Raw genomic sequence first — 13,842 nt, forward strand, 5'->3', positions numbered from 1 at the left:
CACACTCCTTATTTCCGTTTTCGCAAGGTTTCCAGTCTTTTCTGCAAGTCTGGAAAATCCTGAATGGACTGTTTCTTTTCAGCGTCCGATGTGGTTTTCTCCTGAGACAACTGCCACTCGACAGATGCTGGCAGCTTGTCCTGCAAGATAGCTCTACCGTTCCGTCTGACAGGAGCAGATTCCTTCTTGCCTGCTTTTGCCTTCTCAGCTGTTTGTGCCCGTTGATCCGCACGCTCGAGGATCTGCTTGACTGCCTCGTCAACTGTCGCGATCCGCTTGGCTTTCCAGCTGTCACGAATCGTCTCCATGTACGCTTTTGGCAGCTCCATTTGCATGCTGGCTAACGTATGGAGCAGCAGGGCATTGACGACTTCCGGCTGCATCCCATCCGCAAATACAAGCGTTTCAGCCCGTTCCAAAAACACCTTGCTGATTCTGCCACCAACGACCTTTTCCAACAGGGTCACCGGAGATAACTGGCGACAAGCACGGATAAAGGCTTCGCTGCCAGGCTCAGGTAAGCGCCCCGGTCCAAAGTCATCCTCTGCCGTGTCAGTTGCAGGCGCAGTTCGGTATAGCTTGTCTTCCGTGTAGCGTTGCACCAGACGCTTGCGTAAAACTTCTCCGTCCAAACTCCGATCCGATTTGTACAGCGTCCAATCACGCAGCTCCTGCCCCATCCCCCAACTGTCCAGCTGATAGAAATGGCACAACGAGAACAACAGCTCCATGCTCTTGCCTTCCAAAACTTTGACCGAGTCGGCATTATCGGGCAAGTACAGGCGCAAGGACGATACACTCAACGAATGGTTGACCTGTGCCTCGTAGCCAGATTTCATCGGCGCTTGCGGGAAACTAGTGTCCATCTCGGTTAAAAACTGATCCCGCTCCGATCCTTTTTTCACTTCCAGCTCCGATGGTTTCAACGACTGGAATACATCATGAAAGTCTTTGGTGACGTTTTCCACGATGGAGTATTCTTGATCCAACTGACTGCCAAGCGTATCTGCATAATGCTGGCGCAGTTGCGAATAGCGAACGTTTTCGATTTTGTTTAACAACATCAACGACAGTACATAGTCTGCAAAAAACTCTGCCGGACTAAGCGGCGGTTTGATCAAATACTCGTAATAATAGTCACGCTGCTGATTTTCCCTGCGGCGCACCTCGACTAGCCCGATTGCCTCCAGACGTTCACGCGCATCCAATAGCCGATCCAGAGAAAGCGAAGTCGTCAGCATCAAACTGCGATGGGTCCCCTCCGAGGAGGCTCCGCTCACCTCCTGCACGCCATGGACGAGCAGTTGGTAGAGAGCGTACGATTCGACACCGATGATCGGCAAGTATAGCTGCGTAACAAAGCCCATTTCGGCAAAGCCAATCGGTCTTGCCATCCGCACCAGATAACGATCCTTCGGCAACAATTCGTTCCAAACTAAACGACGCATCAGATCTTTCCTTCCTGACAAAATTCGATTCTTTTATTATAGCACGACTACCCATTCATTCGCGGAAAAATCAGCTGGAAAGCCAAAGAAGCCCTGGCGGATCGGCCGCAAGAGCGTGAGAGAGAAGTTGCGAGTCTGATAGAAAAAGCTATCTATTCTTTTGGAAACGAGCTATTTCGCGCTTGAGCCAATAGCTCCTCCAGCTCTTTCATAAATACATTGATATCTTTGAATTGGCGATATACAGAGGCGAAACGTACATAGGCAACCTCATCGACATGGTATAAACGCTCCATGACCTTCTCCCCAACGTCATTGCTTGGGATCTCCGCTTGCCCGCAGCTGCGCAATTCTTTTTCAATGTCGTTCACTACATTTTCAAGCACTTCCAACGGTACGGGGCGTTTTTCGCAAGCGCGCACCAACCCGCGCAATATCTTGTCACGACTGAATTCCTCGCGTGTTCCGTCCTTTTTCACAATTAACAAAGGTGATTCTTCTACCATTTCAAAGGTAGTAAAACGGCGCTCGCAGGCTTCGCACTCACGGCGACGACGAATGGATTTATTATGATTGAAAGGACGTGAATCCAGGACTCTAGTCCCATTATATTCGCAAAATGGACAACGCATATCAGAATCAACTCCAATACTGACAATACTTGTCTACAGTGTCCCTCATATTCCTGTCAGAAGTCAAGTCAATCCTTGTACCTATTTAAAGCATAAGTCGAATGGAGTACAATTATGGTACTGTTGGAGGGATAGTCATGCGTTTAGTATCTTTAAGGCACCTACAGCCTGGAATGAAATTGGGACGTACGGTCTTCACAGAAGATGGAAAGGTGCTGCTTGGAACCGGTATGCTCTTAACGGAACGACTGATATCCGGATTAGAGCGAACTGGTGTCGATTCGGTGTATATCGATGATCCCCGTACCAATGACATCGTTGTAGAAGAAGTGATTCGCCCACAAACCAGGCAAGTAGCTGTGGAAGCCATCGAGAAGACGATCAAACAAATTACAAACTCAAACAAGCTGGCCCGGAAAATTTCCTTAAAAGAAATGGGCCTTCATTTTCAGCGTGCCTTTAGTTCAATATTGGACGACCTGATGCAAAACAAGCAAATGGTTGGACATTTGACGACAATCTCTTCTCATTCGCCATCCTTATACCATCACTCCGTGAATGTGGCCGTGCTGGCGACTGCTGTAGGCATGTCTCTGGGCTACAATCGCACACAGCTCATAAACCTAGGGGTAGGCGCCATGCTGCACGATATCGGCAAAGTGAGCCTGCCTGAAGAGCTGTTACAAAAAACAGAGCGTTGGACGGACGAAGAGAAGGAAATCGCCAAACAGCACACGATGCTTGGCTTTAATTTGTTGCGAAAGCAGCATGATATCTCGCTTATGTCAGCACATGTCTGCTTGCAACACCATGAACGACTAAATGGAAGTGGTTATCCACAGGGATTATCTGGCAAGCAAATTCACGAATTTGCGCAAATCGTCGGTCTCTGTGATATTTATGACTCATTGACTTCCCCACGTCCATGGCGCAAGCGGTACATGCCACAGGATGCTGTCGAGTACCTGCTAGGCGCTGGCGGTACGCTGTTCGAACACCATCTAGTCAATGCCTTTATCAAGCACATTGCTATCTTCCCGATTGGAAGCAGCGTCGTTTTGAATACCGGAGAAGTCGGGGTAGTGAGTCGGGTTGATCCGGATTATTCGCATCGCCCTACTGTACGTGTGCTAAAAGACGGTCGAGGAAACGACGTCCCAAGCCCTTATGACCTCGATCTCAAGGCGAACATCCGACTGTTTATTGTCAGCTTTGAAGATGATGATCTGTTTAACGTGAACTCATTAGATGAATCTTCTACCTCATCGTAAATACGAAGCAACGAAAAACCCCTTTGCTCGAAAATCGGCAAAGGGGTTTTGTTTATGCTACTTATTTTACACCCACAGCAGCTGCTTCTTTTGTTGCAGCTTGATTGTTCTGCTCGGAAACGTGGCGAACCAGATCTACGACACGGCAGGAGTAGCCCCACTCGTTATCGTACCAAGCAATCACTTTCACCTGATTGTCTCCCATTACCATCGTAGACAGACCGTCGATGATCGAGGAGTGATCGTTACCATTGAAATCGCTGGATACGAGCGGCTCGTCGCAGAACTCGAGGTAGCCTTTCATGCTGCCTTCGCTCGCTTCACGCAGGACACGGTTTACTTCGTCCAATGTAACAGGCTTCTTCGTATTGATTACCAAATCCACTACGGAAACGTTTGGAGTAGGTACGCGAAGTGAAAATCCATTCAGCTTGCCATTCAATTCTGGCAGAACCTTACCTACTGCACGAGCAGCTCCGGTAGTCGTTGGAATGATGGACTCGCTAGCTGCACGTGCACGACGCAGGTCTTTATGCGGATTGTCGAGATTCACCTGATCGTTTGTAAACGAGTGAATGGTAGTCATGAGACCTTGTTCGATACCGAATGCATCGTTGAGCACTTTTGCCACAGGTGCGAGACAGTTGGTCGTGCAAGACGCATTGGAGATAATGTGGTGATTGGCGTGGTCGTAGATACCTTCGTTTACACCCATCACGATCGTAACGTCTTCTTCTTTCGCTGGTGCTGTAATCACAACTTTTTTCGCACCGCTTTGCAGATGCTTGCCAGCGCCTTCGCGATTGTTGAACTTGCCTGTAGCTTCTACGACGATCTCTACTCCGAGGTCACCCCAAGGCAGCTTCAGCGGATCACGGTCAGACAGGACAACTGTTGCTTTTCCATCTACGATAATCTTGTTGTCTTGGACTTCCACTTTATTTTGCAGGCGTCCGTGGATCGTGTCATATTTCAACAAATGTGCAAGCGTCTCCGCTGGATAGCTGGCGTTGATTGCAACGATTTCAATGTTGGGGTCCTGGATAGCGCGGCGGAATACCATGCGGCCAATACGTCCGAAACCATTAATACCGATTTTAATTGTCATATATAGAAACCCCTTCCGAATTGAGTTACGCTTATCTGATACTTTTATTATAATAAGTATGACACAATTATCAATGTGTTTTACTGAAAAATAAATATTTGGACGATTTACCCTACCCAAAAAAAGAGGAAAAAGCCGCTCTCTTATCCATAAGAGAAGCGGCTTTTCATGACTTTTAACGTAATTGAAAGTCGTATATATTTTTGTAACGATCATGATAATAGAGCACTCGCTGGACATATTGACGAGTCTCCCCATATGGAATGTCCTCAATCGTCTCTCGAGTTCCGTTCCATTGCTCACTCGCGAGCCATCCGTTTACTTTCCCCGGACCAGCGTTGTAGGCTGCAATGACTTTGACAATATCCCCATCATAGCGGGACAGCAAAAAATCGAGATACCATGTCCCAATCTCGATGTTCATGACAGTGTCGTACAAGTATTGACTGTCCTTTGGACGGAAGCCCGCCTCCTTGACGATCCACTGCGCTGTTTCCGGCATGATTTGCATGAGCCCGACGGCACCTTTTTTCGAAACGCGATCTGTTGCAAACCCACTCTCGGAACGAATGACGGCCAGTACCAAATGAGGGTCCACCTCATATTTCAGTGCAGCCGTCACAATCTGTTGCTCATATTTGATCGGGTACATCCATTTCCACACCAATGGCGTGTTTAGCAGCAGAAATACACTCGCCAAAACGAGCAAGATCAATGCTGCACGTTTGCCAAAACTCATGATTGACGCTCCGATCGAATCGCGGCCAATACGGCCTCCACTTGACGCTCGGTTTCTTCACGCGAACCAGAATTATCGATCAAAAAGTCTGCGCCTTGCTTCTTCTGATCAATGGGAAACTGCGCCCGCAGTCTTTTTCGTGCTTGTTCTTCTTCCAATTCGTCGCGCTCCAGCATTCTCGCCAATTGCATCTCGTAGGGCGCATAGACGACCACGATTTTTTCTACCATATGCGTAAGCTTGCTCTCATACAGCAGAGGAATGTCCATAAAGACGATCTCGGCTCCATTCGCTTCCGCTGCTTCGGCCTCTTCCCGCATAACGCGGCGTACCTCGGGATGGACGATGGCGTTCAGCTTTTGACGCTCGGACTCGTCCGAAAACACGATCTCACCTAGTTTTTTCCGATCAATTTGACCATCTTCCAATAGGATTTCTCTTCCAAAATGGCGCACGATCGCTTCATAGGCTACTTTACCTGGTTCTACGACCTCTCTGGCGATTTGGTCAGCGTCAATGACAGGAATTCCGCGCTCTCGAAGCATACCTGTCACCGTGCTTTTCCCAGTGGCAATTCCGCCTGTTAACCCTAGTATCATGCCCATCCTCCTCCCTTGGTCGAACTGTTATAACTGCATTGTGAAAAACTTCTCGAGGTTACTGGTTCTTTTGGCAGTCCGGGCAAATATGCGTCCCTCTGCCGCCGACTACAAACCGAATGATTTCGGCCCCGCACTTCGTACATGCCTCATCTTTTCGTCCATAAACTAATAGAGACTGTTGGAACATTCCCATCTCGCCCTGTCCGTTCACATACGACTTGATGGAGCTACCACCTTGTTCTACCGCTTCTTGCAAGGTAGAGACGATGCTTTCGTGCAGTCGGATAACTTCTTTATCTGTCAGCATTCCTGCTGGTTTCTCCGGATGAATGCCTGCTTTAAAGAGTGACTCGTCCACATAGATATTCCCCAGCCCTACAATACATTCCTGGTTTAGGAGAAGTGGCTTAATTTTTGTTGACCGTCCTTTTACCAATTTCCCCAAAACTTCAGGAGTAAAACTCTTATCTAGCGGTTCTACTCCCAGTTTTGCCAAAGGTCCGACGGTTGTTTCCTTCCCCTTAGGGAATAGATCCATCGTCCCGAATTGGCGAACATCTCGATAACGCAGCTCCGTTCCGTCCGTAAAATGGAAGACGACATGGGTATGCTTCTCAACGGGATCATCCGCTTGATACACGCCATAGCGCCCTTCCATCCGCAGATGGGACACGAGCACATCCTCGTTTAAGAAAAACTGAATGAATTTTGCCCGCCGTTGGATATCCTGGATGGTTTGTCCCACCAAGAGAGATTTGAAAGCTTCCACATCATCTGGCTGACGCACAATACGCGCCAAATGAACACTTACTCTCTCAATCGTTTTTCCCATGACCAAGCCTCGCAGAGTCCGTACGACGGTTTCTACCTCCGGCAATTCTGGCATATGCCCTCCTCCTCTCGCTGTCTATCCATGTTTTATTGTCTAGGCATGCCTACTTCGCATCGTACCAAGTACGTCCATCACTGACGTCCACCTTGAGTGGCACATTGAGTGACAGTGCACTCTCCATCACTTCTGGCACCAGCTTGCGCATGACCTCAAGCTCATTTTCTGGGACTTCAAATACAAGTTCATCGTGCACCTGCAAAAGCATGCGGCTAGCGAGACCTTTCTCCTCGATTGCCTCCTGCATGCGAATCATCGCCAGCTTGATCACATCGGCAGCAGTACCCTGGATCGGCGTATTCATCGCAGTACGCTCGGCAAACGAACGCAGGTTAAAGTTGCTGCTGCGAATATCAGGCAGGTAGCGGCGGCGGTTCAACAAGGTTGTCACATAGCCATCTACCTTCGCCTGTTGGACAATCTCGTCCATCCAGCGCTTCACACCGGAGAAGACAGCGAAGTAGCGCTCAATAAAGTCCCCAGCTTCTTTGCGGGTAATATTGAGGTTTTGCGACAGACCGTAGTCGCTGATGCCGTATACGATCCCAAAGTTGACCGCTTTGGCCTGACGACGCATCAGCGAGGTCACTTCTTCCTCACTCACACCAAATACGTCCATGGCAGTGCGGGTATGAATATCCATTCCCTTTTGGAAGGCATCAATCAAGTTTTCGTCTTGCGAAATGTGGGCCAAAATCCGCAGCTCAATCTGGGAATAGTCAGCCGCCAGCATGTACCAGCCATCCTCCGACGGGATAAACGCCTCGCGAATCTTGCGTCCTTCTTCCATGCGGATCGGGATATTTTGCAGATTCGGATCCGTACTGGACAGGCGCCCTGTAGCTGTAGTCGCTTGGTTGTAAAGTGTATGCACCTTGCTCGTCTTCGTATGGATTTCCTTGGTCAAGCCCTCAATATACGTAGAGCGGAGCTTGCCGAGCTGACGGAAGGTCAGGATCGCATCGATGATCGGATGATAAGGAGCCAGCTTCTCCAATACATCTGCACTGGTAGAAGGACCTGTTTTGGTCTTTTTCAATACAGGCAGAGATAAGCGATCAAACAAAATTTCACCCAATTGCTTCGGCGAGTTGATGTTGAATGCCCCACCCGCCAGCTCGTAAATCTGATCTGTCAGACCCGCGAGCTTTTTGTCCAAGTCTTCCCCCATTTGCACAAGGCGTTCACTGTTTACCTTTATGCCTTGCTTTTCCATGAGAGCCAGTACCATACTCAGCGGAGCTTCCAATTCACCGAGCAGCTTTTCCATTTCGTTCTCCGCCAGCTGCTCGCGCAATACAGGCACACTCTGCCAGATTGCGGCCGCTTTATGCGCTACATGCTCGCTCAGCACGTCCATTTCAGGAACAAGACGTTTGGCACCCTTACCGTACACCTCTTCATCTGACAATACCCGTGTTTGTGCGTATTGTGCCGCTATGCTATCCAATGTCGGGTTGCTCTCAGTCGCATTCAGCAGGTAAGAGGCGAGGTACACATCAAAGCTGATGCCTTTTATCGCCAAATCATGCCAGGCGAGTCCAACCGTGTCTCGCTTGCCGTCAAATACCCACTTCTCCTTCGCGGAATCAGCCAGCCACTCACAGAGTGCCTTCCATTCCTTAGCTACGTCCCACGGAACGAACATCACCGTATCTTCCGCAGCAAGTCCAATTCCGAGGAATGGCGCATGATGATAGTTTTCCCCGTCCATTTCGATGTAAAGAGCCATTGGTGACGTCAGCTTGGACTCGTACGCCGCTTTGTTTTCCTCTGAAATCATCTCAAACGAAAACGGCTTGGCGTCTGCTTGTCCGCTTCCATCTGCTGGCTGTGCCACTTTGATCTTGGACAGCAGCGATTTGAACTCCATCTTTTTAAAGAACTCGCTTAGCGGTACACCATCATAACCTTCATAGCCAGTCTCTTGCACATCCAGCTCCACAGGCGCTTCACGCAAAATGGTTGCCAAGGCTTTACTCATGTTCGCCTTGTCTACATTCTCACGCAGGTTCTCTTGCAGCTTTTTTCCCGAGACTTTATCGATGTTTTCCAGTACTTGCTCGACAGAGCCGTATTCGTGCAGCAGCTTCAGCGCTGTTTTCTCCCCGACACCAGGGACACCTGGAATGTTGTCAGATGAATCACCCATCAAGCCTTTCAGATCAATTATTTGCAGCGGCTTAAGGCCGTACTTTTCGTGAATTTCTTGCGGAGTGTACAGCTCGATTTCGCTGACTCCCTTGCGCGTCAAAGCGACGGATACATGCTCAGACACGAGCTGCAGCATATCTTTGTCTCCGGTAATGACAGTCGTTTTCCAAGCTTGCCCATCTGCCTGCTTCGTCAACGTACCGATAATGTCATCCGCCTCGTAGCCTTCCAGCTCGAAGCGTTTGATTGAGAAGGCATCCAACAGCTCCCGAATCAATGGAAACTGTTCAGACAGCTCCGGCGGAGTTTTACTGCGTCCCCCTTTGTACTCAGCATACTCGCTATGGCGAAACACGACTTTTCCCGCGTCAAAAGCAACCATGATATGCGTTGGCTTCATTTCCTCCAACACTTTTAACAGCATAGTCGTAAAGCCCAGCACTGCGTTCGTATGCAGTCCTGCCGATGTGGACAATAAAGGGAGCGCATAAAACGCCCGGTTCGCAACACTGTTTCCATCAATCAACACAAAATGACTCAAGGAATTCGACCCCTCTCGTTACAAAACTACTATCTTTAATCGTAACATAGGGCAAACATCAAAGCCAAGCCGTAGATATGGCGGGTAAAGAACAAGGTGATTGAACAGACTATGAAAAAAATTGGACAAGGAAGGTGATCCTATGAATGCGAGGAAATTGATTCCGCTCTTACTCACGCTATTTCTTTCCTTCGGGTCAATACCAGCAACAGCGACCCCACATGCAGATGCCGAGCCCGCAGGCAAAAAGCTGATGGCATTTGTCATTGATGACTTCGGGAACAACATGCAAGGCACGGAGGAAATATTATCAATGCCAGTCCCTCTCACTGTTGCCGTCATGCCGTTTCTGCCAAGCACCAAGCAGGATGCCGAGCTCGCCCATCAAAAAGGACATGATGTACTCCTTCACATGCCGATGGAACCGATGAAAGGAAAACGCTCCTGGCTCGGTCCTGGAGCCATTACGGCTGATCTGTCCGACGATGAGATTCGCAGCCGCGTGGAAAAAGCGATTGACGATGTCCCACATGCGATTGGCATGAACAACCATATGGGGTCAAAAATAACCGCTGACGAGAGAATCATGCGTATCATCATGAAGGTCGTCAAGGAGCGTGGGCTCATTTACCTGGATAGCAAGACCACTGATAAAAGCGTGGCGGCGAAAATAGCGGCTGAAATGGGCGTGCCTCATGCAGTGAATCAAATTTTTCTCGATGACGTGTACTCTGTCCCACATATTACGAAGCAAATGGAGCTCGTTTGCAAACGAATCCACAACCATCCCCTATGTATCGCGATAGGCCATGTTGGGCCTCCTGGCAAGAAAACAGCCTCCGTTCTGCGCCAGTATATCCCGCGAATTCAGAAGGAGGCCGAATTTGTAACCATTTCAAAGCTTATCCAGCAAACTGCTCATTAATTTTCGCCACCAGCTCTCCTTCACACGAGCCTCCGTTTTCAGATTTCCCGACAGCTTTACGTACTCGCTCACGGCTTCTGTAATGGCCTGAGCGATTTTTTCTTGTGCTTTGGAATTCGTTAACATTTCGCGGTCATGCGCATTGCTGATAAAACCCATCTCCACGATGACAGACGGACAGTAGTTATGACGCAACATGTAGTACGTCTTCCCCCTGACTGGTTGGTTGTTCGTCCCTGTCAACTTGTTCAGCGAGTTTTGCAGCAGCTCTGCCAGCATATAGCTTTGTTCGGTATCTTGGTACAAGAGAATGGCGCCCCGTCGCCGCGGATTAGACGCCCAGTTTACATGCAGGCTGAGCAACATCTGTGGACCGATCTCTTTCGCCAAATTCTTCCGCTGCGCCAAATCCCGAATATGCCTCGATCGGTTGTCCAACCACCGATTCTCATCGCTCAGTGCGATATCTTTGTTCCGATTCAAGGCCACCGTATAGCCAGCTTCTGTCAACTGTTCGTATAGTTGCTTGGCAATTTGCAGGTTGATGTCTTTTTCGTACAAATCCCCATAAGAAGTTCCCGAGTCTACACCCCCATGACCTACATCAATCAAAATGTGAAAGGGGGTGAGCGGCAATGCTTCGCTTCTCGTCGGGATACAGATGAGGATAAGTATGAAAGCAGCGATACGGAAAATAGCCTGTAAGTTTCTCATGCCAGTAGGATAACCGGATTGAAAAGAAACCTTTCAAACGGCGAGGTACACATAACATTGTGAATTTTTTAATCCAACTGTACAATTACAATAATGAACCATGACCTTACCCGCATAAGAAGGTGTACTGATGAATCAATCTTTGGAAAAACCGTTATTCCCCCCATATTTGGCTCTCTTAATCGGGGTGATCGCCATTTCCTCTTCTGCGATCTTTGTAAAGCTATCGGATGCGCCTGCTCCGATTATCGCTACGTATCGCCTGATTTTTTCTGTTCTCTTAACACTTCCTTTTTTATTCTGGAATCGTGGCGCCATCGCAGAGATTGGAAAAATGTCCAAAAAAGTGTGGCTACTCTGTATTTTATCCGGGGCCTTTTTGGCAAGCCACTTTCTGTTGTGGTTTGAATCGCTGAACTACACGTCTGTAGCCAGTTCTACTGTGCTCGTTACCTTGCAGCCATTATTTGCATTCATCGGCGGTTATTTCTTTTTTGGTGAAAAAGTTCGATTTCTGGCTCTATCCGGCGGCTTGCTGGCGATTGCGGGAAGCTTTGTGATTGGCTGGGGAGACTTTCAAGTAGGCGGCATGGCTCTGTGGGGTGATTTCCTCGCATTGATGGGAGCTGTCACTGTGACGGGCTACTGGCTGGTCGGGCAGTACGTTCGCCAGCATATGTCCTCCTTTGCCTACACACTCGTCGTCTATACAGCTACCAGCGTGATTCTGGTCGCCTATGATCTGGCACTCGGGTATTCGCTCGTCGGTTACCCTGCGGCGGATTGGGGCTGGTTCTTCTGTCTCGCCCTGTTCCCGACCTTGCTTGGACATTCTATTTTTAACTGGATCATTAAATGGCTCAATACGACGACGATATCCATGGGGATTTTGGGAGAACCGATTGGGACTGCGATTCTCGCTTACTTCATCTTGGGTGAAGTGGTAACACCTCCGCAATGGATCGGCGGCCTGATCATTATCGCCGGCATTTATGTGTTCATTCGTTTTAACCAACCTGCTAAAGGAGTGTCCTCCATTGAACAAGCAACCGGAGAACCGAAAAAGCTTGCGTGAATTCGTCAAGGGACTGAGTATTTGGGCGAAGATTGGCTGGACAGTTCTTCTTGGCTACATCGTAGGACGGATTTTGTACTGGTTATTTAAAATGATGTCCTAACAGGCAAAAGGGGCAATTCCAAAGAAGTCTTCGATAAGACTTGCGGAATTGCCCCTTGCTATTAGGCTGTTGCCTTTTCGGTTGCTGGCACCTGTTGCGTTTTTTTCGGCTTTTTATGCAGGAAGTACAGAAGTGGAATCGAGAGGACAATAGGGATAACGGAGACGAGGAAAGTATCCCCGATGCCTTGGACCAACGATTCTTTTGCCATCATTCCGTACAAAATCGCGCTGGCTCCCCCTGTCGCACTCGCCGCATCTACCCCTACTTGTGCATACATTCCTGAAATGCCACTGATAAACTGCATCGCCATATCCGTATTCAAGTTGTCAGAGATTGAGGCCATATGGAAATTTTGACGCGCCTGCATGATGACTGTCAAAATCGCAATGGCAAACGAACTCATGACTTGGCGCAATACGTTGGACAGCGGAGAGGCATCTCCCACACTTGCACGTGGAACGGCGTTCATCCCTACGGTAGACAGCGTCATCATGCACAATCCGATTCCAATCCCGCGAATGGTCAAGATCATATCGATCCACGAATGCATGCTGTCAGCAGATAGAGTGTGCAGTTCGTACGTCGTGATGCTCATGATGGTCAAGCCGATCAACCCAATCGGTCCGATTCCGTATTTATCCATCAGCTTTCCGCTGATTGGCATCATGATCGCCATGGCAATCGATTGCGGCATCAGCAGAATTCCAGACTCCATGGCCGTCAATCCCTGAATGTTCTGGAGGAAAATCGGCATCAGGAAGATACCGCCCATCATCCCCATCATGACGAAGCCCGAAGTCAAAATACTGATGGTGAAGGTAGGAATCTTCAAAAGCCGCAAATCGAGCAGCGGACTTTCTTTCCCCAGCTCTACCCAAACAAACAGGATCAAGCTCATCACGGCAACGAAAAACAGACTGACGATGAAAAAGGAGGTCCAGCCCTCTGCTTGCCCTTTACTGAAGGCGAGCAGCAGCGTCCCGAAACCGACGATGGCAAGAAATGCTCCCAAAAAGTCGAACTTTAACTCTGGCTTTTTCGGCGTTTCCTTGAGCAGAACAATACTCATGATCACCGCAAAAATACCAAAGGGTACACCGACCAGAAAAAGAAATTGCCAGCTTAAAAATTCGATGAGATATCCACCAAATGTCGGGCCCAGCGCAGGGGCTGTCATGGAAGCAATCCCGAATATCCCCAATGCCATTCCGATCTTTTCACGCGGAACGATCATGTAAATCATCGACATTCCGATTGGCATGATCATCCCCCCGCTGACACCTTGTACGACGCGAAAAGCAATCAGCGAAGAGTCACTCCACGCCAAGGCACAAAGGATGGACGAAAATGTAAACGCGGATAAGGAGAGTACAAATATTTTTTTCGCCCCGAATTTGGCAGACAACGAGCCGCTCATCGGAATCATGACGGCGTTTGCCAGCATATATCCGGTCAATACCCACTGCATGGTCTCGGTAGTCGAACCAAAAATATTGACCATGGCAGGCAGGGCAACGTTAATCAAGCTATTGTTCAGAATCGCAACGAAGGTTCCTGAGAGGATGGCGACAAGAGACAGCCACATGCCGCTGTTCCCGCTTTTCTCCTCTCGGTGTGCCACCGCTTCCGCCATGTGTC

The 13,842-nt window shown here is 48.9% G+C and carries 13 protein-coding genes; 4 read left to right on the forward strand and 9 right to left on the reverse strand.

Annotated features, from left to right (window positions below; all coding sequences use genetic code 11):
- Positions 1–8 precede the first annotated feature (8 nt).
- Complete coding sequence (locus tag POF51_RS19525; protein ID WP_069846008.1) at positions 9–1,448, reverse strand: replication initiation and membrane attachment family protein; 1,440 nt, start codon at positions 1,446–1,448, stop codon at positions 9–11.
- 152 nt (positions 1,449–1,600) lie between these two features.
- Positions 1,601–2,080 carry a transcriptional regulator NrdR gene (gene nrdR / locus POF51_RS19530; protein WP_069846011.1) on the reverse strand — a complete coding sequence of 160 codons (480 nt, stop codon included), beginning with the start codon at positions 2,078–2,080 and terminating at the stop codon, positions 1,601–1,603.
- A gap of 137 nt (positions 2,081–2,217) precedes the next feature.
- Here nrdR and POF51_RS19535 point away from each other — a divergent pair, with 137 nt between their 5' ends.
- Positions 2,218–3,351, forward strand: coding sequence for an HD-GYP domain-containing protein (locus POF51_RS19535; RefSeq protein ID WP_069846013.1), 1,134 nt, complete (start codon positions 2,218–2,220; stop codon positions 3,349–3,351).
- A gap of 61 nt (positions 3,352–3,412) precedes the next feature.
- On the opposite strand, the gene POF51_RS19540 is transcribed toward POF51_RS19535, so the two are convergent.
- The 5 genes from POF51_RS19540 to polA all read right to left on the reverse strand — a co-directional run bounded on the left by POF51_RS19540 (position 3,413) and on the right by polA (position 9,384).
- On the reverse strand, positions 3,413–4,459 hold the full coding sequence (locus tag POF51_RS19540; RefSeq protein ID WP_069846016.1) for a glyceraldehyde-3-phosphate dehydrogenase: 1,047 nt from the start codon (positions 4,457–4,459) through the stop codon (positions 3,413–3,415).
- 175 nt (positions 4,460–4,634) lie between these two features.
- Positions 4,635–5,198, reverse strand: a complete 564-nt coding sequence (locus POF51_RS19545) for a lytic transglycosylase domain-containing protein (protein ID WP_069846019.1) — start codon at positions 5,196–5,198, stop codon at positions 4,635–4,637.
- The gene (gene coaE, locus POF51_RS19550) at positions 5,195–5,803 is read right to left on the reverse strand and encodes a dephospho-CoA kinase (RefSeq protein ID WP_069846022.1); all 609 of its coding nucleotides are present in this window, start codon (positions 5,801–5,803) and stop codon (positions 5,195–5,197) included. The genes POF51_RS19545 and coaE overlap by 4 nt, the downstream gene beginning before the upstream one ends.
- Positions 5,804–5,855: 52 nt before the next feature.
- On the reverse strand, positions 5,856–6,686 hold the full coding sequence (mutM, locus tag POF51_RS19555) for a DNA-formamidopyrimidine glycosylase (RefSeq protein WP_069846024.1): 831 nt from the start codon (positions 6,684–6,686) through the stop codon (positions 5,856–5,858).
- 49 nt (positions 6,687–6,735) lie between these two features.
- Complete coding sequence (polA, locus tag POF51_RS19560; protein ID WP_069846027.1) at positions 6,736–9,384, reverse strand: DNA polymerase I; 2,649 nt, start codon at positions 9,382–9,384, stop codon at positions 6,736–6,738.
- Positions 9,385–9,526: 142 nt separating this feature from the next.
- On the opposite strand from polA, the gene POF51_RS19565 reads away from it, so the two are divergent.
- On the forward strand, positions 9,527–10,309 hold the full coding sequence (locus POF51_RS19565) for a divergent polysaccharide deacetylase family protein (RefSeq protein WP_271755932.1): 783 nt from the start codon (positions 9,527–9,529) through the stop codon (positions 10,307–10,309).
- Here POF51_RS19565 and POF51_RS19570 read toward each other — a convergent pair.
- The gene (locus POF51_RS19570; RefSeq protein WP_069846031.1) at positions 10,280–11,023 is read right to left on the reverse strand and encodes an N-acetylmuramoyl-L-alanine amidase family protein; all 744 of its coding nucleotides are present in this window, start codon (positions 11,021–11,023) and stop codon (positions 10,280–10,282) included. The genes POF51_RS19565 and POF51_RS19570 overlap by 30 nt on opposite strands.
- A 130-nt stretch (positions 11,024–11,153) precedes the next feature.
- Here POF51_RS19570 and POF51_RS19575 point away from each other — a divergent pair, with 130 nt between their 5' ends.
- Entirely contained in the window at positions 11,154–12,098 is a 945-nt protein-coding gene (locus POF51_RS19575; RefSeq protein WP_271755934.1) for a DMT family transporter, read from the forward strand.
- The gene (locus tag POF51_RS19580; protein WP_158265714.1) at positions 12,061–12,201 is read left to right on the forward strand and encodes a hypothetical protein; all 141 of its coding nucleotides are present in this window, start codon (positions 12,061–12,063) and stop codon (positions 12,199–12,201) included. The genes POF51_RS19575 and POF51_RS19580 overlap by 38 nt, the downstream gene beginning before the upstream one ends.
- Positions 12,202–12,262: 61 nt before the next feature.
- Here POF51_RS19580 and POF51_RS19585 read toward each other — a convergent pair whose 3' ends face one another.
- Positions 12,263–13,837, reverse strand: a complete 1,575-nt coding sequence (locus POF51_RS19585) for a DHA2 family efflux MFS transporter permease subunit (RefSeq protein ID WP_271755935.1) — start codon at positions 13,835–13,837, stop codon at positions 12,263–12,265.
- Between the last annotated feature and the right edge of the window lie 5 nt (positions 13,838–13,842).

Source organism: Brevibacillus sp. AG (genome assembly GCF_028369215.1).
Taxonomy (GTDB): domain Bacteria; phylum Bacillota; class Bacilli; order Brevibacillales; family Brevibacillaceae; genus Brevibacillus; species Brevibacillus porteri.